Origin of the sequence: Streptomyces sp. Ag82_O1-12 (genome assembly GCF_900182715.1) — a bacterium.
In the GTDB taxonomy this organism is placed as follows: Bacteria; Actinomycetota; Actinomycetes; order Streptomycetales; family Streptomycetaceae; genus Streptomyces; species Streptomyces massasporeus.
Genome location: NZ_FXUW01000001.1, coordinates 7,834,029 through 7,858,793 on the forward strand (window position 1 = coordinate 7,834,029; position 24,765 = coordinate 7,858,793).

The following is a 24,765-nucleotide window of genomic DNA, read 5'->3' on the forward strand; positions in this document are numbered from 1 at the left end:
CCGCGGGCGCGTGACCGAAGTAGTAACGCCTTCCGATTCCCGAAGTTCGCCGGAAGGGGACGATCAACGAGTTGAAGGCCTCCCGGACCGCGGCCACGAGATTCGACAGGCGCGGTCACATCCTCCACGGCACCGGCACCGGCACCGGCACCGGCACCGTCGCCTCGATCCGACTGGCCCCGCCCCTGATCTCCCCCGGATCTAGTCGCCGGTCGTGCCGTCGAGCATCTCGCGCAGGATGTCCAGGTGGCCATTGTGGCGGGCTGTCTCCTCGGTGAGATGAAGGAGGATCCAGCGCAGGTCGACATGGAGACCGTCGCGGATGGCTCGCTGGGCCCGCTTGTCCAGGCCGTTCTCGGCGACCAGTTCGCGATAGCGGGCGCTTTGTGCGGCGTATTCGTCGAGCAACTGCGTGAGCGGGAAGTCGACGGCGATACGCATCTCGCGGTCGGGGTCCTCCTCGGTCCAGGGGCCCGAGTCCTCCTCGCCGAGGAAGACCACCTGGAACCAGTAGTACTCGACCCAGCGAAGGTGGTTGATCACTCCGCTCATGGTCATCAGGGGTGAGCCCGGCAGGAGCGCCTTGTGGGCGTTCTCCGCGGAGACGCCGTCGCACTTGGCGCGGGCGGTGTCACGTGTGTAGTCGAGAAACGTGGTGAGCTGGGTGCGCTCGTCCCACGCGGGCGGCGTGTCGTCGATTCTTGTCATCGCGCGAAGCGTCCCCGATCACCACACCCGATGTCGAGGTATTTAACGGCGCGCCAACCTGCTCCACCTTCCGAGGCTGAACGCGTGATGTCACCGGTGCCGACGGCTGGTTGGCCGGGGCCGGGTCCGGTGTCATGGGTGCGGCGTGGTGACGCGTGGTTGCCAGGTGCCATAGGAGGGTCAGGCGGTGACGGTGGCGGCCCCCAGCCCGAGTTCGGCCGGGGCAAGCCCCCACTCGTGCGCCGGCCCGACCGGTGCGGCGGCGGGGCCGGGGGCGATGAGCCGGTGCTGTCTTGGGACGACCATGATACCGACGGTCACGCCCCAGACCACCGCCCAGCCCACCTCGTCAGCGGGCCCGAGGCGGACCTCGTCCAGCATGGCGGTCCATGAGGTGCGGTTCGGTGCCATCTCAGCGACGAACGAGTACGGCCGGCCCGGATGATCTGCGCGGCCGTGCGGGAACGGCCGTGGACGTGGCAGAACCTCCCTGGCTGTGCACCGAGATGCCCCCGCCCCTCGGCCTGTTCGGAGTCACCGACCCGGCGGACGTCGCTTGGCTGCGTGCGACGCTCTCAGACATGCCGGTGCGCTGCCTGCGGCAACCGGTCCGACTGGACAACCCTGCCGTGGACTCCATTCCGCGCACGCACATCCACTGCGTCGGCGTGGAGCCGGAAGGCATCGTGCGGCGGCCCGTCCCCGCGACACAGCCCAACGGCTCCCCAGCACGGATACGGGAACTGTCGACCGGACACGACTGCATGATCACCATGCCGGCGGACCTGAGCGAACTGCTGCTTGAAGCCACCCTTCCATAGCCTCCGTGATGAGGACCTCTGGAAGCACGCGTCAGCTGACCCGGAGACCGACCGCCAGAGTCAGTTCGAGGACCCGGTGTGGCGATGCGAGATCCGGAAACAGCTCCCGCAGCTGCGACATCCGGTACCGGACGGTCTGGGGATGGACGAACAACGCTGCCGCCACCTCCTCCCGCCTGCCCTGGTGCAGCAGCCACGCCCGCAACGTCTCCTCCAGGCGCCCCGCGGTCGCGACAGGCACGGTCCGCAACGGTGCGAGAGCTCGGGCACGCAGGTCCGCGTACGCCTCCGCGTCGGCGCTCATCACCAGCTCGGGCAGGTGGTCCTCGGTGTCGCGAATATCGGTGGAGAGGGAGCGCGCGCGTACGGCTCGTTCGTACGAGGCGGACGCACGCGTCCACGGCCGGGCCGGGCCGACCACGGCGGTGCGGTCGGCCAGCTGCCTCAACAGATGTGATCGGTCGGCATCGGGGACGAGCAGCACGCCCGAGGCGTCCGGCAGATCGTCGAGGACGAGCGTGCTCGGGTCGAGAGCGCGGTAGGCAGGCCGGGCCTGGGCGGCGGGCAACAGGACCGCGGTCAGCGAAACCGGAGGCTGCCACCCTGCCCGTTGAGCAGCGGCCAGCAGCGCGTCCGGGCTCGCGCCGGTGAGGAGGTCGCGGACCAGTTCTTCCAGGTGGCGTTCATGAACCCGGCCCCGGGCGGCCAGTTCGTCGGCGTGGCCCGCGGCGCTGGCGGCGGAGAGCTCGTCGATGTAGGCGAAGGTCAGCTCGGCGAACTTGGCGACCTCGGCCGCGGGCAGACCTGCGGGTACGGCACCCGCGGCCAGGCAACGCCAGGCCACGCGGGCGCCGACGCGGTAGGCGCTGAGCAGGGCGTCCATCGAACGGCCGTCACGCACCTCGCCGCGGCCCAGCTCGTAGGCCGCGTCACCGGCGTCGCCGCCCGTGGCGTTCCCGCTCGCCACGTCCAGGTAGTGGCCCAGGGCGGTGCGGACGGCTCGGCGGATGGTGCCGCCCATGTGGCCCGACAGGGCGTTGGCGTAGGAAGGGACCTCGTCGATGATCGCCTGGACGACCTCGTCGGCGGTGGTCTTCAGCGCGGAACGAAGTGCGGTGACCGTTGTCTCATCCAGGGCCAGTTCGGTGGCCCTCAGCTGTACATGGCTCATGGTTTGTTCCCTGCGAACAATTCGGCCGACCAGATTCACGTCTTGCGGACAGGACTTTACGCGCTGAGGCGCATCAAGCTGGAGTCATGACGAGTGCAGCCCTCCGCAGCAGGGCGTGGAAACTGCTGGAGATGGTCACGACGCCGGTGCTGCCGTCGGACTACCTCGACCTGGTCAGCCCGCTGCGCGCGGGCGCCGACCTGCGTGGGCGCATCGAGGCCGTGCACCCCGAGACGCGTGACGCCGCGACCATCGTGATCAGGCCGGGACGGGGCTGGCGCGGCCACACGGCCGGTCAGTACGTGCGGATCGGGGTGGACGTCGACGGGGTGCGCCTGTGGCGTGCCTACTCGCTCACCTCGCCGACGAACCGCCCGGACGGCCGCGTCACGATCACCGTGAAGGCGATCCCGGACGGCAAGGTCAGCAACCACCTGGTCCGCAGGGCGAAACCGGGCACGCTGATCCACCTCGACCAGGCGACCGGTGACTTCGTGCTGCCGCAGGCCAAGCCCGCCAAGGTGCTCTACCTGACAGCCGGCAGCGGCATCACGCCCGTGATGGGCATGCTGCGCGACACCGAGTTCGACGACGTCGTCATGGTCCACTCCGCGCCACAGCCGCAGGACGTGATCTTCCGCGACGATCTGCACGACCTGGTCGCGGACAAGAAGCTGCGTCTCACCGAGGTGCACACCGACACGGACGGCATGCTCGACATCGCCCGTCTCGACGAACTCGTGCCCGACTGGGCCGAGCGGGAGACCTGGGCCTGCGGGCCCGCGGGTCTGCTCGACGCCGCCGAAAAGCACTGGGCCGAGCACGGCGTCCCAGAGCGCCTGCACACCGAACGCTTCCGCCCCGGCATCGTCGCCGCCGGCGACGGTGGCGAGGTCACGTTCAGCACCACCGGCAAGACCGTCGACGCGGACGGCGGCACGCCGTTGCTGGACGTCGGCGAGGAGGCCGGCGTGCTCATGCCGTCCGGGTGCCGCATGGGCATCTGCTTCGGCTGTGTCACGCCGCTCAAGGCGGGCGCCGTCCGCGACCTGCGCACCGGCGAGATCACCGAGGCCGAGCCGGGCGTCCTCATCCAGACCTGCGTGTCCGCCGCGGCGGGCCCCTGCGACATCGAACGGTAGGAGCACTTTGACCGCCATCGACCCCACCGCCCACCTGAGCGCGGAGCAGATCGAGGAACTCGGCCGCGAGCTGGACGCGATCCGCGACGAGGTGATCGCCGGCCGCGGCGAGAAAGACGCCGCCTACATCCGCAAGGTCATCTCGGCTCAGCGCAAGCTCGAGCTGGTCAGCAGGGGCGTGCTGCTGTTCTCGATCTTCCCGCCCGCGTGGGTGATCGGCACCGCCGGTCTGTCCGTGGCGAAGATCATGGACAACATGGAGATCGGCCACAACATCCTGCACGGGCAGTGGGACTGGATGCGGGACCCGAAGATCCACTCCACCACCTGGGAATGGGATCACGTCTCGCCGGCCGACCAGTGGAAGCACTCGCACAACGAGCTGCACCACACGTACACCAACGTGATCGGCAAGGACAACGACCTCGGTTACGGCATCATGCGCGTCGACGAGGACCAGAAGTGGCACCCGTTCCACCTCGGCCAGCCGCTGTGGAACTTCATCAACGCCTGCTTCTTCGAGTACGGCATCGCGGCGTACGACCTGGAGCTCGGCAAGAACCTGCACAAGCGCCGCCGCAAGAACCCGGAGTTCCGTGCGCGGGCCAAGGCCGTGGGCCGCAAGATCCGCAACCAGGTGCTCAAGGACTACGTGATCCACCCGCTGCTGTCGGGCCCGTCGTTCCTCCCCACGCTCGCCGCCACGTTCACCGCGAACCTGGTCCGCAACATCTGGTCCCACTCGGTGATCATGTGTGGGCACTTCCCCGAGGGCGTGCAGGTCTTCGAGCGCCGGTCGATCAAGGGCGAGACGCGCGGCCAGTGGTACCTGCGCCAGATGATGGGTTCGGCGAACATCAGCGGCAGCAAGGCCATGCACTTCATGACCGGCAACCTGTCCCACCAGATCGAGCACCACCTGTTCCCGGACCTGCCGAGCAACCGGTACGCCGAGGTCGCGGTGAAGGTGCGCGCGCTGTTCGAGAAGTACGAGCTGGAATACGTCACCGGGCCGCTGCCCAAGCAGGTGTTCTCCGCGTGGCGCAAGGTCTTCCGGCTCTCACTGCCGAACAAGAAGCCCAAGCTCAAAACCCCGGACCGCGAGCCGGAGCTCGTCGCGGCCTGATTCCCGGCACGGGTTCGGATCCTTCGGCAGTACCGGCGGCTCCGCCGGTTCCGGTGAGATCCGTTGGACGGGACGAGGCGTCGACGCGGTTGCTCGGTTCCTCGGCGAGCTGGGTGGAAAACACCACAGCCTTCGCGTTCCGTCCGGGCGCCCCCCCGCACCTGTCCCACGCCGACGACATCGCCCGGCGCGCGAGAGGCGCGCCCTCTCACCCCTTCGAGGGAGGCACCGGGAAGAGCAGGCAGCTACTCGTGGCGTGGCCGAGCAGTCGGTCCGTCTCGTCGATCAACTGCGCCTGTGCGAGGGCAGTCTGGCGACTCTTGCTGACGACCGTGCCGATGGCGCGAACCGTCCCGGTGTCCACGGTGATCCGCCGCAGGAACTTCACCGTCAGATCGAGCGAGGTGTACGCCATGCCCTGCGGGAGCGTGGACTGGACGGCGCAGCCGGCCGCCGAGTCGAGCAGGGTGGCGAAGACGCCGCCGTGCACACTGCCGATCGGGTTGTAGTGCTCCTCCTGCGGTGTCAGCGAGAAAACCGCACGACCTGGTTCCACCTCGTCCAGGGTGAAGTCGATCGCGTGGTTGATGGGCGGCCTCGGCAGTCGCCCCGCTTGCAGGGCACGCAGGAAGTCGATGCCTGCCATGCGCCCGGCCGCTTCCGCCAGGGTCGCGGGATCTTCCCATTGATACGTACGTGTTCGTCCCACGGCCGAGTGCCTTCCCGTCTGGCTTTTACAGGTGAAGCTAGCCAAGGGCTCGGCTGACTGTCAATGGCGAAGTCAGGGCCCTAGGATGGTGGGATGGAGTGGCTTGAGGCGAGCACGGAGAACTGCCCCGTCCAGCGCACGCTCGACGTGGTCGGCGAGAAGTGGACGTTGCTGATCCTGCGCGACGCCGTCAACGGAGTCCGCCGGTTCGACGACTTCCGCCGCCACATCGGCCTTTCCGAGGCCGTCCTCAGCGACCGCCTGCGCAAACTGGTCGCGGCGGGCATCCTCAAGACCGTCCCCTACCGTGAGCCGGGCAGCCGCTCCCGCAACGAGTACCGGCTGACACGCAAAGGCTGGGACCTGTGGCCCGTCCTCATGGCGCTGAGCCAGTGGGGTCAACTGCACGCGCTCGGCCCCGAGGGCCCGCTGCTGGATCTCCGCCACACGGACTGCGACGCCCCGGTCCGCGTCGTCGTCGAGTGCTGCGCCGACCATTCCGCCCTCGCCCCCGGCGACGTCACCGCCCGACTGGGGTCGGGTGCCCACGCTCGGTCCTGAGCCTGGAGAGCGGGGCCGACCGGCCGAATGCGCCGAGGTGTCGACCGGCGTCCGTCTCGATCGGGTGGGGGCCGATGTACGACACGCGCGTGCGGGAAGGTGTCAGGGGGCAATCGGGGATCCCTCCGGGGCGACCCCGATGCCCGGCCACCCACGCGCTGACAGTGTGCGGGGCATGACCCCAACTCGCATGTCACGAAGGGCCTTTGCGGGAGCCGCCCTGTCCGGTGCGGCCGCGCTGGCCACCACTGCCGTGCTGCCCGCGCGTCGCGCCGCCGCGTCTCCCACGCCTCTCCCGCCACTGGACGGCACCGCACTGCGAGCGGCGATCCACGACCTCGAACATCCGCCGTCGACCGCGGCCCAACTGCGAGTCGGCGGCGCGGCCGGCCACTGGCGTGGTACCTCGGGCGTGGCCGACATCAGGACGCAACGGCCGGTGACGGTCCACGACAAGGTCCGCATCGGCAGCATCACCAAGGTCTTCGTCGCCACCGTGGTGCTGCAACTGGTGGCTGACGGCCGGGTCGCGCTGGACGCGCCGGTGCGGCGCGTCCTGCCGGGGCTGCTGCCGGCCCGCTTCGCGCCTGTCACCGTCGCGCACCTGCTGAATCACACCAGCGGGCTGCCGGACCACGTCGGCATCCCCGAACCGACCACCGCGGAGGACGTCCTGCGCCACCGCTTCGACCACTGGACGCCGCAGGAGTGGGTGGCGACAGCGACGCACGGACCGCTGAAATTCGCCCCGGGGGCTCGGCAGGAGTACCGCGGCATCAACTACGTACTGGCCGCACTGATCATCGACAAGGTGACCGGCCGTCCGTACGGAGAGGCCGTCGCGGCCCGCGTCCTGCGCCCGCTGGGCCTGGCCCACACCGCCGTACCCGGCAACGATCCGCACATCCACGGCCGGCACGTGCACGGCTACCTGTCGATGGCGGACGGAGGCCTGGAGGACATCACCGTGTACGACCAGTCGTCCGCCCGGGGCGAGGGCGACATGATCTCCACCACGGGCGACCTCGACCGGCTGCTCACCGCCCTGTTCTCCGGCGAACTGCTTCCGCCGGAGCTGCTCCGGCTCATGTTCACGCTGCCACCGGACGACGTGCGCATGCTGGACGGCTCCCCGGCCCGCTACAGCACCGGGCTTCAGCAGGCCACCGTCAACGGCGTGACCCTCTGGGGAAAGACCGGTGAGACGTACGGCTACAAGAACGCCGCGTTCTCCACTCGGGATCAGCGCCGGCGTTTCGTGCTCGCCTACCACCCGACGACAGCACGCGACGGCGCCGAGAGCCAGATGATCGCTCGGGTCGCCGACCTGCTCACCCGCACCTGAGCAGGGCGCTCACGCCGGATCGTCGGTGCGCTTGTCCCTGACCCGCTGGGCTACGTCCCGCAGTTTGATGTTGTGGTGCTGGGAGATGTTCCGCAGCACGCTGAAGGCCTCCTCGTCGCTCAGCCCATGGCGTTCCCTGAGGATGCCCATGGCCTCGCCGATGGCGTGCCGGGTCTCCAGGGCGTGTTCGAGCTGGTCGATGGTGCGGGCGTCCGCGAGGGCGACCGCGGCGTGCGAGGCGAGCAGCCAGCCGGCGGTCGCGATGTCCTCGGTGAAGGTGCCCGGGCGGCGGGAGTACAGGTTGAGCGCGCCGAAGTCCTCCTCGTGGGTGTAGAGCAGGACCCCGGTCATGCTGCCGATGCCCAGTTCGCGCGCGGCCTCGGCGTAGCGGGGCCAGTCCGGCTGGGGCTTGGTCATGTCCACGATCCGGAACACCCGGTCCTCGTCGGAGCGGCGGGCGAGGTCGAAGCACGGACCCTCGCCCAGCTCACCCTGCCGGCGGTCGGATTCCTCGACCATGTCGCCGTACGAGGCCAGCGTGACGGCGCGGCCCTTGCGCACCGCGAGGATCCCGGCAGCGTCACAGCCGTCCACCAGCTTCACGGCCGACGCCGCGATCTCGTCCAACGTCTGCTGCACCGAGTCCTGCTTGAGCAGGCTCCGTGCGAGCAGGGCCATTTCCTCGGCGAACTTCTGCCAGTCCATGCCTCACCGCCTGCGTCGATCATCAGTCCGACCACCCTACGCACAGCCTGGTCCCTCCCCGTCGAAGAGGCCAGGACCAGGGAGCGTGGCGCGGGCCTCGGCGGCTCCCGGCTGCGAGGGGGCCGGGCGTCGCGATCACGAGATCGCACAGGGCGTGTATCGCCGACGTCCTCGTCCCATAACCTCGTTCGTGAAGGCCCCAGAGGCCACGTGGGTCCACTGTGAGGAGACGAGGGTGCTCGGTAGGAGCACGGGGGTGCGGTTGTTCGCGGGCGCCGTGCTGGCGCTCTGCATGGCGCTGGTCGGCCCCAGCGCACCGACCGGTGCCCTCTTCGCCGGGGTCCAGTCCGCGCAGGCAGTCAGGGACGTCGTACCGAACCGGGTCATGACGTGGAACATCTGCAACCCCTGCGAGGTGAGCGACGTCGACCGGGCCGCGGAGATCGCCGCGGCCGCGCCCCAGGTCATCGGCCTGCAGGAAGCGTGCGTGCGTGACGTCGAGAGGATCCGGGAGTACCTGCGGAACCTCCACGGGCTGGTCTACCACGTCGAGTACGGGTCGGTACTGCGGAAATGGGGCCGCTGCGGGGGAAGCCCGTGGAGTCCGGGGGCCTTCGGCCAGGCGATCCTCTCCGCGGCGCCGATGACGGACCCCGTCAACGTGGAGTATCCCGACGGCGGCTCCGAAGACCGCGGGTACATGGCCGTCACCACCACCGTGGGCGACCGCTCCGTCCGGGTCTTCAACACGCATCTCGCCCAACGGCGTCAGGAGACGGTACGGGCGGACCAGACGCGCGTCCTCGCCGCGGAGGTCGCCCGGCACGACCGCGCCATCCTGCTCGGCGACTTCAACGCCGTGCCGGACTCTCCCGAACTGACGGGGATCTGGGCACTGGCCACGGACGCGGACCCGCAGTGCCACCCGTCGCCCACCGGCACCTGTCAGCCGACCACCGACTGGCAGAGCAAGTTCGACTACGTGTTCCTGCGCGGCTTCGTCCCCCTCAGGCACCGTGTGCATCCGACGCCGTACTCGGACCACCACCCGCTGCACACCGACGTCGACCCGACCTGAGCCGCACTGATCGCCACGAACGCGCCGGCACGTTCCGCCGCGCCTCCGACCGCTCCCCGCCCGCCCGGCTCCCCGGCACCGCAGGTCAGCGGCCCGCACGGCCCGCCGGGAGGACGCGCGCTGTCCGGCGACGTGGAATTTACTGTCGTATGGGCATACGGGGAGGCAGCACACAGGGCATGCCGGCGGCAGGGACGCCGGACCGATCAGCAAGGAGGCCGCGATGGCGGGGCTGGAGCACACGGAGTCTGTTCACGGGCCGTCCGTGCCGACAGCGTCCGTCGTGCTGGCCGGGACCCTGGAGGCCATCGGCGCCGGGGCCTACGTCGTGGACGAGCAGGGCTGCATCATCGCCGCGAACACCCGCGCCGAGCAGCTCCTCGGCCGGTCCGCCGACGAGCTGACGGGACATGACGCACACGACCTGCTGCACCGCGACCCGCAGGGGCAGCCCCTGCCGCGGACCCAGTGCGCCATGCGGCAGGCCTTCCACGCCGGGCACACCGCCCAGGCCGACGAGGACTACTTCGCCCGCGCCGACGGCACCCTCCTGCGCATCTCCTGGCTGATCACGCCGTACGACGTGGGCGGCCGCCACGCCGGCACGCTCGTCGTCTTCCACACCCCCGACCAGGACCGGGCCCCCGATCCGCTGCCGGAGCCGGCGGCCCAGCCGCTCTCGGAGCTGCACCGGCTGGCCCTGCTCGCGGAGACCACCGCGCAGCTGACCTCCACGCTCGACGTCGACGAGGCGCTGCGCAGGCTGGTCGCGCTGGTCCTGCCCCGCCTCGCGGACTGGGCGGTCGTCGACCTGATCACCGAGCGCGACGAGGTGTGGCGTACTGTCGTGGTCCACACCGACGGCGACACGCTCACGCACCGCGAGGACTTGCAGGGGCCGATGCCACCGGTCCCCGAGGAATCCCCGATGCCGCTCTCCAGGGCCCTGCGCGGTGTCGCCTCCAACCTGGCCGGACCGCAGACCTACCAGGGGCCACCGGACTCCGGCATCGCGGTCGAGCAGCGCCGCCTCTTCGACGCCACGGGCATGCACTCCGCGGCCATCGCGCCCATCCGCAGCACCCGCGCGGTCCTGGGAGCGCTGACCCTGGGCCGCGACGAGAACCCGGCACCCTTCACACCCGTGGACCTCCCCCTGATCGAGGACATCGCACGCCGTGCCGGCCTCGCTCTCGACAACGCTCGCCTCTACCAGCGCCAGCGCAAGGTCGCCGAGACCATGCAGAACCATCTGCTGCCGCAGATGCCGGGTGTCGCGGGCCTGCAGATGACCGTCCGCTACCTGCCCGCACCGGACGCCTCACAGGTCGGCGGCGACTGGTACGACGCCTTCCCCCTGTCCGACGCGTCCACCGCCCTGGCCATCGGAGACGTCGTCGGCCACGACCTGGAAGCGGCGGCCGGCATGGCGCAGGTCCGCAACATGCTCCGCGCCTACGCCTGGTCCCAGCACGAACCGCCCAGCCGGATCGTCGAACGACTCGACGAGGCGATCCAGCACATCACCGACGTCACCATGGCCACGACGATCTTCGCCCGGATCGAACCGGCCGACGACGGCCACTGGCGACTCTCCTGGACCAACGCCGGCCACCCCCCGCCGCTGCTGATCAGCCGGGACGGTCTGGCCGAGTACCTCACCGACGGCCACGGCATCCTCCTGGGCACCCAGACCGGCACCCGGCGCCCGGACGCCACCGCGCAGCTCCCGCCCGGCTCCACCCTGGTGCTGTACACCGACGGTCTCATCGAAGCGCCCCGCCGCACCCTCGACGAGGGACTGAAACAACTGAGCCAGCACGCCGCCGCCCTCGCCCACCGGCCCCTGGCCTCGTTCACCGACCAGCTCCTGCGCCGCGTCCGCCCCGCCGGCAACGACGACGACGTCGCCCTCCTGGCCCTGCGCATCCCCGGGAGATGACCGGCGCCGAGCCCCGGGCGAGAGGACGGCCTTGCCCGATGCCCTCGTCCCGCCCCGCGCCGCCGTCGTGGAGGGCCTTGCCCGGAACGCCCCGCCCCCGCCCTCCGCAGTGATATTCGCTGGTCGTAGGCCCTGGGTGGCGCTCATACTGACGCGGTGGATCCAGTGACACTCGAGACCGGGCGTCTGGTGCTGAGGGCGTTCGACACGGGCGACGTGGACGCGGTGTACGACGCCTGCCAGGACCAGGACATCCAGTTCTACACGCCGGTCCCCGTGCCCTTCGGGCGGCGGGACGCCGAGAAGAAGGTCTGCGAGGAGTGGCCCGAGGGCTGGGCCACCGACAAGGACTACGTCCTCGGAGCGTTTCGCAAGGACACCTCGGCCCTCGTCGGCTCGTACTGCCTCACCAAGGTGAGCCAGGGCGTCTACGAGCTGGGCTACTGGGCGGTCAAGGAGCAGCGCGGCCGGGGCTACTCGGTCGAGGCCGCGCGGGCACTGTGCGACTGGGGGTGGGCCACGCTCGACGTGCACCGCATCGAGTGGTGGGCCATGACCGGGAACACCGGCTCGCGCGCCGTCGCCGAGCGACTGGGCTTCACCGTCGAAGGGACGCTGCGCAACCGCGGCATCGCCAACGACGGCCGTCCCCACGACTGGTGGGTCGGCGGACTGGTGAGGCCCTGACGTGGAGCGCGCCGAGAGACGCGGCATCGCGGGGCGCGGTGTGCGGGTGGCCCTGCTCATGGCGTGCGCTCCCGTCCTCCGGCGGGCCGCGCTCTCCCTGGTGGGGCCCTGGTGGAGTCCCTCCGTCCCGGCGGGGACACCCGGCTCGCCGCCCGGGACCTGGGCTACGGCGGGCTCCTCACCGGAGGAAGCCTGCTCGCCGGCGTGCTCACGTGCCGTTCGAGCAGACCCTCCTCCGCCATGCCACCAAGCCGATCGCGCACGAGGTCGGCGAGGCGCGGCTGCGCGACTGGTACCGCGAACTCGACCTGCTGCCCGGGGCGTCGAGACCGTCATCGGCGCCGACAGCACCCTGCCCCGGACCGTGGAGCGCATCATGCTCGACACCGGCCTGGCCGGTCTCCCCGCGCTCGACCTCCAGCCACCCGTTGCAGTCACCCGTTCGTACGTGCCGGGCAGGGCGTGAGCGGCGCGTCGCGGTCAGCATGGACGGTGCCGGGGCGCCCGCATCGGCAGCCCGGTGCTGCCCGACGCGACGCGCGGCTGTCGCTGCCCGTACGCGCGAGGGAGACGTATGACCGAGACCGACGAGGCCGGGACCTTCTCTGCCGGGGCCGCATGGCCCTCGGAGCACCGCGACCCGAGTACCGGCATGGTCGACCTCCGGCGCGTCGGGGCGAACCCGGACTTCTGGTACCCGGTCGCTCTGTCGAAGAACGTGCGCAGCAAGCGGGCGTTCGCGGCGGCCTTCGCCGGTGAGCGCATCGCGCTCTACCGCGGGGAGAGCGGCACCGTGTACGCGCTGGAGGACCGGTGCGCCCACCGTCAGGTGCCGCTGAGCATGGGCGTCGTGGAGGGCGAGGCCCTGCGCTGCTGCTATCACGCCTGGGCCTACCGGGGCGACGGCCGCATCTCGCAGATCCCGTACCTCTCCAAGGGCGACGGCCGGCCGCCGCGCGGCGTGCGCGGCTACCCCGTGCGCGAGGCGTACGGCCTGGTGTTCGTGTTCCCGGGCGACCCGGACAAGGCGGCCGCCGCCCCGCTGCCCGACCTGCCGGCGTTCGGCTCGCCGCGGTACAAGACGATGACGTACTCCCGGACCGTGCGCTGCCACTACTCGTTCATGCACGAGAACCTCCTCGACATGAACCACCAGTTCCTCCACCGGGGCGTGGTCGGCAAACTCCGCCCCGAACTGCTCGACTTCCGGACCGACGAGCGCTCGGTGGAGGCCAGGTACCTGTTCAGCCACGCCGGGGGCAAGCGGAACCGCGGGGCCAGCCTGCTGGCCTCCGAGGGCATCGGCGGCAGCGACTCCCGGGACGTCATGACGATCCGCACCTCGTACCCGTACCAGACCCTCGACCTGGTCCCGGAGAACGCCGAGCGGCCGGCCTTCCGCCTCTGGGTCGCCTACGTGCCCGAGGACGCCGAACAGCGCCGATGCCACACCTTCGGCCTGCTCATGATCGAGAAGCCCCGGATTCCCGGCGCTCTGCACCTGGCCTGGCCGCTCATCAGGCGCTTCACCGAGCGGGTGTTCGCCGAGGACCGGATGGCCGTCGAGGCCGAGCAACGGGCCTGGGACGAGCAGGGCGAGGACCGCAACCGCGAGGTGTTCTCCCTGATCCTGGACGTCCGCGAGGTCCTGCGGGCCAACGGCGTCCCCATCCGCCCCCGGGGCGCGTGCGGCGCCGCCTCGGTGTGCGACGGGCAGGACCGTGGGCCGTCGCCGATGGCAGGTGCCGACGGTGCCGCCGGCTAGGGGTGCGGACGCGGCCGGCGGGGTCAGGACAGGAACTCCGTCAGCAGCCGGTTGAGTTCGGCGGGTCGCTCGGTGGGCAGGGAGTGGTGGGTGGCACCGGGCAGCACGACGACGCTCGCCCCGGGCAAAAGCCGGCGTGCGGTGGCCGCCGCACGCCGCGGGTTGTGAGCCCTGCTGTGTTCGGCCAGGACGACCAGGGCCGGGACGGCACACGTCGCGAGATCCCGCTCCGCGGGGCGCCGCAGCGCCACGACCTTCGAGCGGTGCGCGGAGGCGGTGCTCCCCAGGAACGCCTGCCACACCGGATCCTCGGGGTCGCGGCCGGTCTCCCACCGGTGGAAGGCGCGTACGCGCTCGGCGGTGGGCTTCAGCAGCATCGGCAGGGCGTGCGTGAGATAGCGCGGGCTCAGGCCGGTGAAGCAGCCGACCGGGTCGAGCAGGGCGAGCCTGCCGAGACGATGAGGCGCGTGCAGCGCGTAGTTGAGGGCGATCCAGGCCCCGTAGGAGTGGCCGCACAGCTGCGCGCCGTCCAGCTTCAGCTCGTCGAAGAGGGAGTCGAGCCAGGCCATCAGGTCGGCGGCGCCGCGTAGTGGTGCTCCGTCGTGCACGCTGCGGCCGATGTCGCCCATGAGGTCGACGGCATGGATCCGGTGAGCGGGGGCCAGGGTGGCGGCGTTGGCGAACCAGGCGGTCGAGGTCGTTCCACCGCCGGGCAGCAGAACGAGGGGAGGGCCGTCCTCACGTCCGGCGATGTGGACCCGGGTGCTGCCGTAGGGGGTGGGGACGTCGACGCCGTCCACCTCCACGGGCCACCGTCGCAGGACGGCGTCGTACGCCGCGAAAAAAGCTTCCGTGTCATCCATGTCCCCACCCGTATGACTCGTTCACCGATACTCTCGACAGGCGAGATATTAGGGGAGTGAAGCATGGACGACCAGGATCCCGGTCTGCGACTGGTTCATCTGCTGCGAGCCGTGACGATGGAACTGGACCTGTTCGCGGCCGAGTTCGCCGGACGCAACGGGCTCCACCCCACGGACGTACGGGCGTTGATCCACCTGCTCGACGCAGGCCGGGAGGGTGTGCGGGCCACGCCCGGGTGGCTGGGTGCGCAGTTGGGGGTGAACTCGGCGTCGACCACGGCCCTGGTCGACCGGCTGGAGCGGCTCGGGCTGGTGCGCCGGGAGCGGGACACCCGGGACCGCCGACGCGTGCTGCTCGTCGTGCAGGACGAGGCCGTCCGGCTGGGCTGGTCCTTCTTCGGGCCGCTGATCCACGAGATGGTCGACACGATGCGGTCGTTCGACGAGGCGGAACTGGCGGTCGTGCGGCGGTTTCTGCTGGCCATGCGTGATGTCACCGCGGCGGGGCGGCAGGTCCAGCGGGACGACTCCGGGAAACGCTGAGCTTCCCTCACCGGCGGCGGATGCGTACGGAGCCACGCGGGAGGCGCGGACGACGCCCCGCTCGTCCCTGACGGCGCGCCCCGGCCCGGCGCCGCGCGCGGGTGAGGGTCTCCGCGCGGCCCACCCGGACGACCCGGCCCCCGGCCCGCTGTGCGGATGCGCTGCGGCCGGCCGTGTCCCGGCCGGTGTCGGACAGCCCCAGGGTCCGGGTGCGACCGCCTTCCTGGCCACCCCGGCCGGTGTCGGACAGCCCCAGGGTCCGGGTGCGACCGCCTTCCTGGCCACCCCGGCCGGTGTCGGACAGCCCCAGGGTCCGGGTGCGACCGCCTTCCTGGCCACCCCGGCCGGTGTCGGACAGCCCCAGGGTCCGGGTGCGACCGCCTTCCTGGCCACCCCGGCCGGTGTCGGACGGTCCCAGGGCCCGGGTGGGCGACGGCCTTCCCGCCCACCGGTGCCGGGGCCTTCACGGTCTTGGATCGATGCGCCGCCACCGCGGGCGGGCGTCCGGCCCGCGGCGTCCCGCCGCCGAGGCGCAGCGCGGGCACAGGCGCCGCACCCGGTCCGCGGCGCCGCCGGACTCCGGGAAGGTGTCCGACCAGCCGACGTGCGGGAAGCGGACCAGCCGGGAGCGGCTGAGGGACAGGCCGCAGACTGTCTCGTTGCGGCCCGGCTCCCAGGCGTGCACCTCACCGGAGGGCAGCCGGCGCCGGCCCTCCTCCTCGTCGGTCCACTGCCCGGACGCCGCGACGGCGTACTGCTTCGTGCGCGCCACGGCGGGTCAGCCGGCCGGATGGTCGACGTGCAGCCGCACCTGCTCCTCCAGCCGCCGCAGGCTGGTGTCCAGGGCCTCGGCGACGGCGCGCTCGCCCGGGTCGTGGCCGGCGTCGAAGAACGACAGGTGCACGGTCACCTCACTGGCGCCGCCGTCAAGACCGGCGACCTGGAGCCACCCCGCGTAGCCGCCCTGGTCACGGGTGCCCCACTCGAGCCGCATCTGCTCCCGCCGGGCGCGCAGCACGGCGGAGGTGTCCTCATCGGTGCGGTCCTCGTGCACGGTGACGGCGGGCAGCTCCTCGGCCTCCACGTGCAGGGCCTCCGGCAGCCAGCTGTCCAGCCGGCCGACGTTCGCTGCCTGGTCGAAGACGTGCTCGGGCTGCGCGGGCATCGTGCGGGAACGTTCGTACTCGGTCATCGCCTTACCGGCCTCGCCTCGACAGTCGTAGCGCGCACCGCGTTCCCGACCTGACCGGACCCAACCGTGGAATGCCCCGCCCGCGACGGCGGACGGGGCATTCCACGGAGGCTCAGAACTTGGGCTGAGGGGACTGCGCCTGGACGAGTTCCTCCGCCTCCGCCTCCGTCGCCACGGACGGCGGGGAGCCGGCCAGCGGCTTGTTGGCGGTCTCCGGCATGCACAGCACCGCGATGACACCGACGACCGCGGCGCCCGTGGCGTAGTACGCCGGCATGAGAGTCGAGTCGAAGGTGCTGATCAGAGCCGTGATCACCAGAGGAGTCGTGCCGCCGAAGATCGACGTGGCGAGGTTGTAGGCCACCGAGAGCGAGCCGTAGCGCACCTGGGTGGGGAATATCGCCGGGAGCGCCGCCGACATCGTGCCGAGCATCGGCAGCAGGGAGAGCCCCATCAGCAGCAGGCCCACGGTGATGAGGACGACGTTGCCCTGCCGGATGAGCAGGAACGACGGCAGGGACAGGACAAGGAAGCCGAGCATCCCCGCCATCAGCAGCGGCTTGCGCCCGAAGCGGTCCGAGAGCCGCCCGACCTGGTTGATGAGGCACATCTGCAGCACCATCACCACGACCAGGATCAGCAGGCCGTGGTTGGTGGCATAGCCCAGCTCGTCGGACAGGTACGTCGGCATGTACGACAGCAGCATGTAGTCGGTGATGTTGTACGCCGCGACCAGCGCGAGGCACAGCACCAGCGGCCGCCAGTACTGGGTGAAGATCTTGCCGAGGTCGGCGGCGGCCGAGGTCTCCACGGCGTCGGCGGCCTCGCTCGCCTTCGCCTGGCCGCCCTCCAGCTTCTGGAAGGCGGGCGTCTCATCCAGCTTGAGCCGCAGGTAGAGCCCGATGAGGCCGAGCGGGGCCGCGACCAGGAACGGCACGCGCCAGCCCCACGACAGCATCTGGTCGTCGCTCAGAAGGGTCTGCAGGACGACGACGAGGCCGGAGGCGCCGACGTAGCCGGCGAGCGTGCCGAGCTCCAGGAAGCTGCCGAAGAAGCCGCGCCGCTTGTCGGGCGCGTACTCCGCGATGAACGTCGAGGCACCCCCGTACTCCCCGCCCGTCGAGAAGCCCTGCACCAGCCGGAAGAAGATCAGCAGGGCCGGGGCCCACAGGCCGATCACGGCGTGCGAGGGGACCAGACCGATGGCGAAGGTCCCCACCGCCATCATGATCATGGTGAGGGAGAGGATGCGCTTGCGGCCGACCTTGTCCCCGAGCGGCCCGAAGACCATGCCGCCGAGCGGCCGCACCAGGAAGGCCACCGCGAACGTCGCGAAGGAGCCGAGCAACTGGGCGGTGTCGCTGCCCGAGGGGAAGAAGACCTTCCCGATCGTCGCCGCCAGATAGCTGTAGATGCCGAAGTCGTACCACTCCATCGCGTTGCCGAGGGCGGCGGCCTTGGTGGCGCGCTTGACCGCCGCATCGTCGGTCACCGTGATGTCGCTGCGGCGCAGCTTCGGGTGACGTCGTTTCTCGATCGCCCGGAACAGCACGCGGTGTCGTCTCACAGCCGCGGGATCCACCGACTCGTCGTTGTCGGGCGCCGCCATCACGTGGTTCCTTTCGCCGGTCTTCCTTCCGAACACAACGCCTGCACGAATCTCACGCGCTCAAACGACCCCCTTCGCGCGGCGTCCGGCTGATCACGGAACGTGACGAGCGGGCGCTCGGGCCGGGGCGCGGGTCGCTGCGCCGTCCGCGAGAATCACTGGGGCGGGTGTGTGCCCCCGGCCCGGTGGGGGAACCTGTTCCGCCGGGTGCGTGCCCGGTGAGAGGAGCCCAAGTGACAGCGTCGGCGGCGGGCGGCCGGGACCAGGGCGGGCAGCCGGGCGGCTACGAGCCGGACCCGAACCGGTGGCGGGCCCTGTGGGTCACGCTGGTCGCCGGCTTCATGAGCCTGCTGGACGTGTCGATCGTGGCCGTCGCCCTGCCCACGATCCAGCAGCAGCTGCACGCCTCGGCGGCCGAGGTGCAGTGGGTGGTGTCCGGCTACGCCCTCTCCTTCGGCCTCGCCCTCGTCACCGCCGGCCGCCTCGGCGACGCCCTGGACCGGCGCCGCATCTTCCTCATCGCCCTCAGCGGCTTCGTGCTCTTCAGCGCGGCCTGCGGAGCGTCCCCGAACATCACCCTGCTGGTGGTCGCCCGGCTCGCCCAGGGCCTGGCGGCCGGTTTCATGGCCCCGCAGAACTCCGCGCTCATCCAGCAGATGTTCCGCGGCGCCGAACGTGGCCGGGCCTTCGGGTTCTTCGGCGCCACCGTCGGCGTCTCCTCCGCGGTCGGCCCCCTCGCCGGCGGCCTGATCCTCGCCCTGGCCGACGGCACCCAGGGCTGGCGCTGGATCTTCTACGTCAACGTCCCCATCGGCATCCTCGCGGTCCTCCTCGGCCGCCGCCTGCTGCCCCGCACCCGGAGCTCCGGGCGGGAACACGTGGACCTGCCCGGTGTCCTGCTCCTCGGCCTCGGCGTGCTCGCGTTCATGTACCCGCTGGTCCAGGCGGAGGCCGGCGGCCTCACCGGGCTGTGGTGGATGTTCCCGGCCGGTGCCGCGCTGCTCTTCGTCTTCACCCGCTGGCAGCGTCGGCTGCTGGACCGCGGTACCCAGCCGCTGCTCGATCCGCGCCTGTTCACCACCGTGCGCGGTTACGCCGTCGGCGCCGGCGTCGGCACGCTGTACTTCATCGGCTTCAGCGGTGTCTGGCTGGTCTTCGCCCTCTTCTACCAGCACGGCCTGGGCTTCTCCCCGCTGGAGTCGGGCCTCGCCGTGACCCCCTTCGCCCTCGGCTCGGCCGTCGCGGCCGCCGTCTCCGGGCGGCTCGTGGACCGGCTCGGCCGCCTGCTCACCGTGGGCGGGCTCACGGGCGTGATCCTCGGACTGGGCGGCACCGCGCTGCTGCTGCGTTTCGCGCCCCTCGACGTCGCGCCCTGGATCGCCGCCCCGGTCCTGTTCCTCGGCGGTGTCGGCGGCGGGTGCGTGATCTCCCCCAACATCACCATGACGCTGCGCGACGTGCCCGTGCACATGGCGGGAGCGGCGGGCGGCGCCCTGCAGACCGGGCAGCGGCTCGGCGCCGCGGTGGGCACCGCCGCCCTGCCCGGCCTCTACTACCTGGTGCTCGGCAGCAGGAGCGACGACTACCGCGGCGCCCTCTTCCTCGCGATGGCCGCCGGGCTCGTCGGCATGGCCGCGTCCCTGGCCCTCGCGGCGTACGACTGGCGGCGCGACCGACGCACGCGGGAGCCGCACGGCCCCTGCCCGGACGACGTCGCCCACAATCCCGTGCACGCCCGGCAGACCTGAGCGGCGACGCGACCCGCGTCGGGGAACCCGCGGGCGTCGGCCGGCTTGCCGAGGTGGAAGGCGGCGAGTTTCCGGAAGGCGGGTCCTCCCCGGACCCCACGGCACGCGTGCGGCGGCGCGACCGTGAACGTGCGCGGCACGCCGCGTGCCCGGACGGCGAAGCCGCGCGGGCCGCACCTCCCCGTGCCCGGACGAGATCGCCGACAGCCCGGTGCACGCCCGGCAGACCTGAGCGGTCACGCGATCACGCGGTCACGAGGCCTGCGGCTGCGGCTGCTGCGGGGCGGGGGCGTCGTCGTCCAGCTCGCCGCGCAGCGCGCCGAGGGCGAAAGCCGTCATGGACGCGAGGATCAGCAGCGCGAGCGGTCCCCAGATCGCCGGAACGGCCCAGAGCGGCCACTCGTTGGCCGTCTGTGCCCAGAGCGTCAGAATCGCCGTCGCGCCGAGGCAGACGCCGTGCCCCCGCACCATCTTCGCCGCCTTCACACGACGCTCGTCGCCCCGCGCGAAGAGCGGCCACACCCCGCCGACGAGGGCCGCCAGGCCGAACGAGACGCAGGCCAGCGCACCGCCCAGACGGTCCTCGGGCCATCCCACCGGCCCGTCGGACGTCTGCTGCCGACGCCCCTCGGCGTCCCGCACCTCGACGACCTGCCCGTGCCAGATCACGCCGACGACCTTCTCGTCCGGAGCCATCTCGGACATCACCGGCTCGGTCCGCCGGAACGTCACCTCCCACGGCTTGCCCGACGGCAGCACCAACTCCGCCTCCGGGGCCTCGCCCCGCTTCCCGCGGTTCATGGCGGCGCTCCGTACGGTGAACTCCTGCTCCCACACACACCCCGACGCCTCGACGGGAACCGCGGCACAGGCCCGCGCGCCGCGGTACTCCCGCTCCCGATCCAGCGCCCCACCGACCTCGCGGGCCGACGCCACTCCGACGCCGAGCGTCACGACGGCGAGCAGTATCCACACCACGGACCGCATGACCCCGGCCCCCGACGACCCCACCGCGCCTCATCCCCCTCCGTGACATCCGGACCCCGGAGCATTGGAACACGCCTCAGCTGCCGGTGTGGACCCGCCCGCCGCCCCTCGACGAAGGTGTCCAGGACCCGGGTCGCGGCGATGGTGATGTCGTCGACGTGGTTCACACGTCTACCAGGACCTCGATCCGATGGCGTCCCCGTCCCTGACCGCGGTTCGAGGGAGCTGCCCGCGAGGGCGGACAGCTCCCTCGAACCGGCGGTGGGCGTCCTGCCGGAGGCCCTGGCGGACCGCGCACGACGGTGAGCCACCCCGCGCGCTACAGCACCTCGGCTCGCCCGGGAGTGTCGTCCAGGAAACCGCCCGACTGGTGCTGCCACAGCTTCGCGTACGCACCCTCGGTCGCGAGCAGTTCCTGATGGGTGCCCTGCTCGATGATCCGGCCGCGGTCGAGGACGACGAGCTGGTCCATGCCGGCGACCGTGCTCAGCCGATGCGCCACCACCAGTGCGGTCCGCCCCTCCATGAGCCGCCACAGCGCCTCCTGGACCAGCAGTTCGCTCTCGGAGTCCAGGGCGCTGGTGGCCTCGTCGAGCAGCAGGATCGGCGCGTCCCGCAGGATCGCCCGGGCGAGGGCGACCCGCTGGCGCTGACCGCCGGACAGCTTGACGCCCCGCTCGCCCACCATGGTGTCGAAGCCGTCCGGCAACGCCGCCGCGAACTCGGTGACATGGGCCGCCTCGGCCGCCCGGCGGATCTCGGCGTCGGAGGCGTCCGGCCGGGCGAAGGCGATGTTGTCCCGCAGGGTGCGGTGGAACATCGCCGGGTCCTGCGGCACGTACGCGATCCGCCCGCGCAGGTCCGCCTGGCGCACCCGGCTGATGTCCTGGCCGCCGACCAGGATGCGGCCGCCGTCGATGTCGGTCATCCGCAGCAGCAGCCGGGTGAGGGAGGTCTTGCCGCCGCCGGACCGGCCCACGAGACCGATCTTCGCCCCGCTCGGCACGGCCAGGTCGAGTCCCTCGAAGAGCGGCCGGCCGCCCCGGTGGGCGAAGGTCACCTTCTCGAAGCGGACGTCGGCGGCCCGGGACCGCAGCGGCTCCGGGGCCGGCGGGTCGAGCACGGTCGGCGGCACCAGGAGCAGTTCGGTGAACTGCGCGGCCTCCGTCATCGAGCTCTCCAGCCGGCGGTATATCTGGTTGAACTCGAACATGATCCGGGTCGCGTTGGTGTAGTAGGCGAAGGCGACCACGATCGCCTCCACACCGTGCGCGCCACCGGCCAGCGTCACCGCGAGCAGCAGACCCATCGCGCTGGTGAGGACGGACATCGGCGCGACCAGCGTGTCGATGCGCAGGTTGCCGTAGTCCCACGACCGCATGGTGAGCCGGCGCGACGTCGCCACCCGGGAGCGGTGTTCGGAGGCCTCGCGCTCCTCCGCGGCGAACGCCCGCACCGTGTCCATGTTCATCAGGCTGTCGGCGACATGGCCCGACACCCGGGCGATCGCCTCCTCACGCCGGTCGACCAGCGCCTGGCGCCGCCGGATGAGCGGCACGACCAGCACCGCGGTCAGCGCGATCATCACCAGGAGACCGACGACGAGCAGCGGTTCGTAGCGCCACAGCACCACCGCGCCGAACGTCAGCGGCACGAAGCTCCCCACGATCTGGAACGTCAGCGTGTCGACGAACTGCTCGAACCGCGAGGCGAAGCTGAGGACCCGCTTCGTCAGCGAACCGGCGAAGTTGTCATGGAAGAACGCGGCGTCCTTGGCGAACAGTTCGTCCATGCCGATCACGTACAGGTGCTCGATGCCCAGGGCGTCGAGACGGTTGAGGCAGTGCAGTGCGACGCGCCACAGCGCCTCCGCTGCGAGCAGGACGCCTGCGAAGGCCAGCACGTACGGCAGCATCGCGTCGACCGAGACGTCCTTGTTTCCCGCGATGTCGCCGACAAGCCTGGCGACGATCAGTGGCGCGACGTAGTTGATTCCGATGTTTCCCAGCGCGGAGAGCAGCATCGCGGGCGCCGCCCACCGGCGCAGCCGGGACAACTCCCGCCCGTAGTAGCGAAGTGCGAGAAGTACCGAGCGCCTGCCCGGTAATACCCTGTGTGTTTCCGGCGTTTCCATCCCACCCCTGTGTCGTCCTGTGGCCGCCCGCCACGCCGCGCGAGCGGGCAGGGGCCATCGCCGCAACGGATGTGTGAGGTTTCGGGTCGAGTCCGGAAGTGTCCCGCGACGCAGGCCACGGCGTCCAAGCGTTTTCCGGCCGGGGGGTGGTGTGCGGGGAGCGCCCTGGGGCGCGGCGGGCGGATTCGGGGTGGGACGGTGGCGCGCGTCGGTGAGCGAGGCGGAGGCGCCCCTGCCGGTGCGTCAGGCGAGGTCGGAGAGGTCCTCCGGGGTGAGGGCGATCGACCGGGCGGCCATGTTCTCCTCCAGGTGGGTGAGGGAGCCGGTACCGGGGATGGCCAGCGTGACGGGGGAGGACGCCAGCAGCCAGGCCAGGGCGATCTGCGGGACGCTCACCCCGTGCCGTTCGGCCACCTTGGTCATGCGGTCACCGCTGAGGTCGCTGATGCCGCCGCCCAGCGGGAAGAACGGCACGAAGGCGATGCCGGCCTCCTCACAGGTGGTCAGGAGCCGGGCGTCGTCGCGCTTGCCGGCGTGGAAGTGGTTCTGAACGGCCGCGACGGGCGCGATCGTCCGGGCCTCGGCGAGGTGACCGGAGTCGATGTTGCTCAGTCCGAGGTGGCGGATCAGGCCCTCCTCGCGCAGGGCGGCCAGCGCCTCGAAACGCGCGGCGACGGACTCGCCGTGCGGCGGTTCCATGAGGCCGATGCGCAGATAGACCAGGTCGAGCCGGTCCACGCCGAGGGTTTCGAGGTTCTCCTCGACCAACTGGCGCAGCCCGGCGGGGTCGTGGGTCTGGGTCACGCCTCCGTCGGGCGTGCGCGCCGGGCCGACCTTGGTGGCGATGACCAGGCCGTCCGGGTAGGGGTGCAGGGCCTCGCGGATCAGGTCGTTGGCGCGTACGGACCGGTCGTCGCTGACGTAGAAGGAGGCGGTGTCGATGTGGTCGGCGCCGAGTTCTACGGCGCGGCGCAGAACGGCACGGCCGGCCCCGGGGTCCCGGGACGGGCCGGTGAAGCCGTTCGCCGCCAGACGCATGGCGCCGAAGCCGATGCGGCCGACCGGGAGGTCGCCGCCGAGAAGGAAGTCGTTGCTCATGCACGCAGCCTCGGCCACGGGGCGTCCCGGGAGCCATCCCGTGGCAATGAGCTGCCACGGGGCAGAATGGGCGGGTGGCAGACATCGTGACGGTCCGCGGTGACCTCGATTTCCTCGCACGGACCGAGCACCTGTTCGCCTCGGTCCGTGAGGAGTTCATCTGCGCCGTCCGCGATCTCGACACCTTCTCCCAGCTGCGTCGCGCCCGGCAGACCGCCGAAGGGTGGCTGCGCGAGCCCGGTGGCCGGCAGGTGCGCAAGCTGTGCAGCCCGGCCGCGCTGGCCGACGAGCGCGGCCGTGAGCACCTGCGCGACATCGCCGCCAAGGGCGCGCGGGTGCGTGTCGCTGCGACGGCCCTGCCCCACGAGACGATCATCATCGACCGCAGGTACGCGATCCTCGCCGGCCTGGACGCCCCGGGCGGCCGCGAGTACACCGTCACCTCGGGCGCCACCCTGGTGGGCGCGGTGTACGCGCTCTTCGACGCCGCCTGGGAGAACGCCCTCGACCTCGAGGCCTTCCTCGACGCGGAGCGGCCCCGGCTCGACCCCGTCAGCCGCAGGGTTCTGCGCGCGCTGAGCTCGGGCGCCACCGACACGGCGGCGGCGAAGGAACTCGGCATGTCCGTGCGGACCTATCGCCGCCGCGTCGCCGAACTGCTCGACACTTTCGACGCGGGGTCGCGGTTCCAGGCCGGCGTGCGCGCGGGGGAGCTGGGCCTCGGCGGCTGAGGAACCGGCAGGGGAGCCCGCGGCACAGGGCGGTCGGTCCCGGATCGCGCCGACGATGAGCGCCCCCGACCGGGAGGCCGGATGGTCCAGCGGTTGCGTG

At 71.4% G+C, this 24,765-nt stretch carries 23 protein-coding genes and 1 pseudogene; 12 read left to right on the plus strand and 12 right to left on the minus strand.

The genetic code is table 11. From position 1 onward, the window contains the following. Positions 1–201: 201 nt before the first annotated feature. Both QOL88_RS35640 and QOL88_RS39045 read right to left on the minus strand, forming a co-directional pair. Positions 202–708 (minus strand): DinB family protein, encoded by a 507-nt coding sequence (locus tag QOL88_RS35640; protein WP_097222342.1) that lies wholly within the window; start codon positions 706–708, stop codon positions 202–204. Between the two features lie 180 nt (positions 709–888). Further along, the gene (locus QOL88_RS39045; protein WP_179879051.1) at positions 889–1,119 is read right to left on the minus strand and encodes a hypothetical protein; all 231 of its coding nucleotides are present in this window, start codon (positions 1,117–1,119) and stop codon (positions 889–891) included. A 92-nt stretch (positions 1,120–1,211) separates the two neighbouring features. On the opposite strand from QOL88_RS39045, the pseudogene QOL88_RS35650 reads away from it, so the two are divergent. After that, positions 1,212–1,529, plus strand: a pseudogene (locus QOL88_RS35650) (alpha/beta hydrolase); the annotation flags it as partial. 31 nt (positions 1,530–1,560) lie between these two features. On the opposite strand, the gene QOL88_RS35655 reads toward QOL88_RS35650, so the two are convergent. Further along, a complete protein-coding gene (locus tag QOL88_RS35655; RefSeq protein WP_097222343.1) occupies positions 1,561–2,700 on the minus strand; it encodes a PucR family transcriptional regulator in 1,140 nt (379 codons plus the stop codon). An 86-nt stretch (positions 2,701–2,786) separates the two neighbouring features. Between QOL88_RS35655 and QOL88_RS35660 the strand changes: the two genes are divergently transcribed. Both QOL88_RS35660 and QOL88_RS35665 read left to right on the plus strand, forming a co-directional pair. Then, positions 2,787–3,842 carry a ferredoxin reductase gene (locus QOL88_RS35660; protein ID WP_097222344.1) on the plus strand — a complete coding sequence of 352 codons (1,056 nt, stop codon included), beginning with the start codon at positions 2,787–2,789 and terminating at the stop codon, positions 3,840–3,842. A 7-nt stretch (positions 3,843–3,849) separates the two neighbouring features. Beyond that, complete coding sequence (locus tag QOL88_RS35665; RefSeq protein ID WP_097222345.1) at positions 3,850–4,968, plus strand: fatty acid desaturase family protein; 1,119 nt, start codon at positions 3,850–3,852, stop codon at positions 4,966–4,968. A 208-nt stretch (positions 4,969–5,176) separates the two neighbouring features. Here the strand turns inward: QOL88_RS35665 and QOL88_RS35670 are convergent, their stop codons facing one another. Then, positions 5,177–5,677 carry a PaaI family thioesterase gene (locus QOL88_RS35670; RefSeq protein WP_097222346.1) on the minus strand — a complete coding sequence of 167 codons (501 nt, stop codon included), beginning with the start codon at positions 5,675–5,677 and terminating at the stop codon, positions 5,177–5,179. Positions 5,678–5,770: 93 nt separating this feature from the next. On the opposite strand from QOL88_RS35670, the gene QOL88_RS35675 reads away from it, so the two are divergent. Together QOL88_RS35675 and QOL88_RS35680 are read left to right on the plus strand one after the other, a co-directional pair. Continuing rightward, positions 5,771–6,238: a winged helix-turn-helix transcriptional regulator gene (locus tag QOL88_RS35675; RefSeq protein WP_097222347.1), complete on the plus strand. Its 468-nt coding sequence runs from the start codon at positions 5,771–5,773 to the stop codon at positions 6,236–6,238. Between the two features lie 175 nt (positions 6,239–6,413). Next, a complete protein-coding gene (locus tag QOL88_RS35680; protein WP_097222348.1) occupies positions 6,414–7,583 on the plus strand; it encodes a serine hydrolase domain-containing protein in 1,170 nt (389 codons plus the stop codon). A 9-nt stretch (positions 7,584–7,592) separates the two neighbouring features. Here the strand turns inward: QOL88_RS35680 and QOL88_RS35685 are convergent, their stop codons facing one another. Beyond that, positions 7,593–8,288 (minus strand): GAF and ANTAR domain-containing protein, encoded by a 696-nt coding sequence (locus QOL88_RS35685; protein ID WP_097222349.1) that lies wholly within the window; start codon positions 8,286–8,288, stop codon positions 7,593–7,595. Positions 8,289–8,580: 292 nt separating this feature from the next. Between QOL88_RS35685 and QOL88_RS35690 the strand changes: the two genes are divergently transcribed. From QOL88_RS35690 to QOL88_RS35710, 4 genes are all read left to right on the plus strand, one after another. Then, on the plus strand, positions 8,581–9,366 hold the full coding sequence (locus QOL88_RS35690) for an endonuclease/exonuclease/phosphatase family protein (RefSeq protein ID WP_097223334.1): 786 nt from the start codon (positions 8,581–8,583) through the stop codon (positions 9,364–9,366). A 223-nt stretch (positions 9,367–9,589) separates the two neighbouring features. Further along, the gene (locus QOL88_RS35695) at positions 9,590–11,308 is read left to right on the plus strand and encodes a SpoIIE family protein phosphatase (RefSeq protein WP_097222350.1); all 1,719 of its coding nucleotides are present in this window, start codon (positions 9,590–9,592) and stop codon (positions 11,306–11,308) included. A 156-nt stretch (positions 11,309–11,464) separates the two neighbouring features. After that, positions 11,465–11,995, plus strand: coding sequence for a GNAT family N-acetyltransferase (locus QOL88_RS35700; protein ID WP_097222351.1), 531 nt, complete (start codon positions 11,465–11,467; stop codon positions 11,993–11,995). Positions 11,996–12,569: 574 nt separating this feature from the next. Then, complete coding sequence (locus QOL88_RS35710) at positions 12,570–13,760, plus strand: Rieske 2Fe-2S domain-containing protein (RefSeq protein WP_097222352.1); 1,191 nt, start codon at positions 12,570–12,572, stop codon at positions 13,758–13,760. Positions 13,761–13,783: 23 nt separating this feature from the next. On the opposite strand, the gene QOL88_RS35715 is transcribed toward QOL88_RS35710, so the two are convergent. Continuing rightward, a complete protein-coding gene (locus tag QOL88_RS35715) occupies positions 13,784–14,623 on the minus strand; it encodes an alpha/beta fold hydrolase (protein ID WP_097222353.1) in 840 nt (279 codons plus the stop codon). 63 nt (positions 14,624–14,686) lie between these two features. On the opposite strand from QOL88_RS35715, the gene QOL88_RS35720 reads away from it, so the two are divergent. Further along, positions 14,687–15,166 (plus strand): MarR family winged helix-turn-helix transcriptional regulator, encoded by a 480-nt coding sequence (locus QOL88_RS35720; protein ID WP_097222354.1) that lies wholly within the window; start codon positions 14,687–14,689, stop codon positions 15,164–15,166. Between the two features lie 463 nt (positions 15,167–15,629). Here QOL88_RS35720 and QOL88_RS35725 read toward each other — a convergent pair whose 3' ends face one another. The 3 genes from QOL88_RS35725 to proP all read right to left on the minus strand — a co-directional run bounded on the left by QOL88_RS35725 (position 15,630) and on the right by proP (position 17,967). Next, a complete protein-coding gene (locus tag QOL88_RS35725; protein ID WP_097222355.1) occupies positions 15,630–15,938 on the minus strand; it encodes a hypothetical protein in 309 nt (102 codons plus the stop codon). A gap of 6 nt (positions 15,939–15,944) precedes the next feature. Beyond that, the gene (locus tag QOL88_RS35730) at positions 15,945–16,358 is read right to left on the minus strand and encodes an SRPBCC family protein (RefSeq protein WP_097222356.1); all 414 of its coding nucleotides are present in this window, start codon (positions 16,356–16,358) and stop codon (positions 15,945–15,947) included. Between the two features lie 112 nt (positions 16,359–16,470). Continuing rightward, positions 16,471–17,967 (minus strand): glycine betaine/L-proline transporter ProP, encoded by a 1,497-nt coding sequence (gene proP, locus QOL88_RS35735; RefSeq protein WP_097222357.1) that lies wholly within the window; start codon positions 17,965–17,967, stop codon positions 16,471–16,473. 233 nt (positions 17,968–18,200) lie between these two features. On the opposite strand from proP, the gene QOL88_RS35740 reads away from it, so the two are divergent. Beyond that, positions 18,201–19,715, plus strand: coding sequence for an MFS transporter (locus QOL88_RS35740; protein WP_097222358.1), 1,515 nt, complete (start codon positions 18,201–18,203; stop codon positions 19,713–19,715). A gap of 252 nt (positions 19,716–19,967) precedes the next feature. Here the strand turns inward: QOL88_RS35740 and QOL88_RS35745 are convergent, their stop codons facing one another. From QOL88_RS35745 to QOL88_RS35755, 3 genes are all read right to left on the minus strand, one after another. After that, on the minus strand, positions 19,968–20,702 hold the full coding sequence (locus QOL88_RS35745) for a hypothetical protein (protein WP_257027980.1): 735 nt from the start codon (positions 20,700–20,702) through the stop codon (positions 19,968–19,970). A 319-nt stretch (positions 20,703–21,021) separates the two neighbouring features. Next, entirely contained in the window at positions 21,022–22,836 is a 1,815-nt protein-coding gene (locus tag QOL88_RS35750) for an ABC transporter ATP-binding protein (RefSeq protein ID WP_097222359.1), read from the minus strand. A gap of 243 nt (positions 22,837–23,079) precedes the next feature. Further along, a complete protein-coding gene (locus QOL88_RS35755) occupies positions 23,080–23,934 on the minus strand; it encodes an oxidoreductase (protein WP_097222360.1) in 855 nt (284 codons plus the stop codon). A 74-nt stretch (positions 23,935–24,008) separates the two neighbouring features. Between QOL88_RS35755 and QOL88_RS35760 the strand changes: the two genes are divergently transcribed. After that, a complete protein-coding gene (locus QOL88_RS35760; protein WP_257027981.1) occupies positions 24,009–24,665 on the plus strand; it encodes a DNA-binding response regulator in 657 nt (218 codons plus the stop codon). Positions 24,666–24,765: the final 100 nt, after the last annotated feature.

Coding starts and splice junctions, on each gene's coding strand:
- QOL88_RS35720 (WP_097222354.1), top strand. CDS start 14,687: ATGGACGACCAGGATCCCGGTCTGCGACTGGTTCATCTGCTGCGAGCC.
- QOL88_RS35730 (WP_097222356.1), bottom strand. CDS start 16,358: ATGACCGAGTACGAACGTTCCCGCACGATGCCCGCGCAGCCCGAGCAC.
- QOL88_RS35675 (WP_097222347.1), top strand. CDS start 5,771: ATGGAGTGGCTTGAGGCGAGCACGGAGAACTGCCCCGTCCAGCGCACG.
- QOL88_RS35660 (WP_097222344.1), top strand. CDS start 2,787: ATGACGAGTGCAGCCCTCCGCAGCAGGGCGTGGAAACTGCTGGAGATG.
- QOL88_RS35655 (WP_097222343.1), bottom strand. CDS start 2,700: ATGAGCCATGTACAGCTGAGGGCCACCGAACTGGCCCTGGATGAGACA.
- QOL88_RS35680 (WP_097222348.1), top strand. CDS start 6,414: ATGACCCCAACTCGCATGTCACGAAGGGCCTTTGCGGGAGCCGCCCTG.
- QOL88_RS35690 (WP_097223334.1), top strand. CDS start 8,581: ATGGCGCTGGTCGGCCCCAGCGCACCGACCGGTGCCCTCTTCGCCGGG.
- QOL88_RS35755 (WP_097222360.1), bottom strand. CDS start 23,934: ATGAGCAACGACTTCCTTCTCGGCGGCGACCTCCCGGTCGGCCGCATC.
- proP (WP_097222357.1), bottom strand. CDS start 17,967: ATGGCGGCGCCCGACAACGACGAGTCGGTGGATCCCGCGGCTGTGAGA.
- QOL88_RS35710 (WP_097222352.1), top strand. CDS start 12,570: ATGACCGAGACCGACGAGGCCGGGACCTTCTCTGCCGGGGCCGCATGG.
- QOL88_RS35750 (WP_097222359.1), bottom strand. CDS start 22,836: ATGGAAACGCCGGAAACACACAGGGTATTACCGGGCAGGCGCTCGGTA.
- QOL88_RS35695 (WP_097222350.1), top strand. CDS start 9,590: ATGGCGGGGCTGGAGCACACGGAGTCTGTTCACGGGCCGTCCGTGCCG.
- QOL88_RS35640 (WP_097222342.1), bottom strand. CDS start 708: ATGACAAGAATCGACGACACGCCGCCCGCGTGGGACGAGCGCACCCAG.
- QOL88_RS35715 (WP_097222353.1), bottom strand. CDS start 14,623: ATGGATGACACGGAAGCTTTTTTCGCGGCGTACGACGCCGTCCTGCGA.
- QOL88_RS35745 (WP_257027980.1), bottom strand. CDS start 20,702: ATGCGGTCCGTGGTGTGGATACTGCTCGCCGTCGTGACGCTCGGCGTC.
- QOL88_RS35685 (WP_097222349.1), bottom strand. CDS start 8,288: ATGGACTGGCAGAAGTTCGCCGAGGAAATGGCCCTGCTCGCACGGAGC.
- QOL88_RS39045 (WP_179879051.1), bottom strand. CDS start 1,119: ATGGCACCGAACCGCACCTCATGGACCGCCATGCTGGACGAGGTCCGC.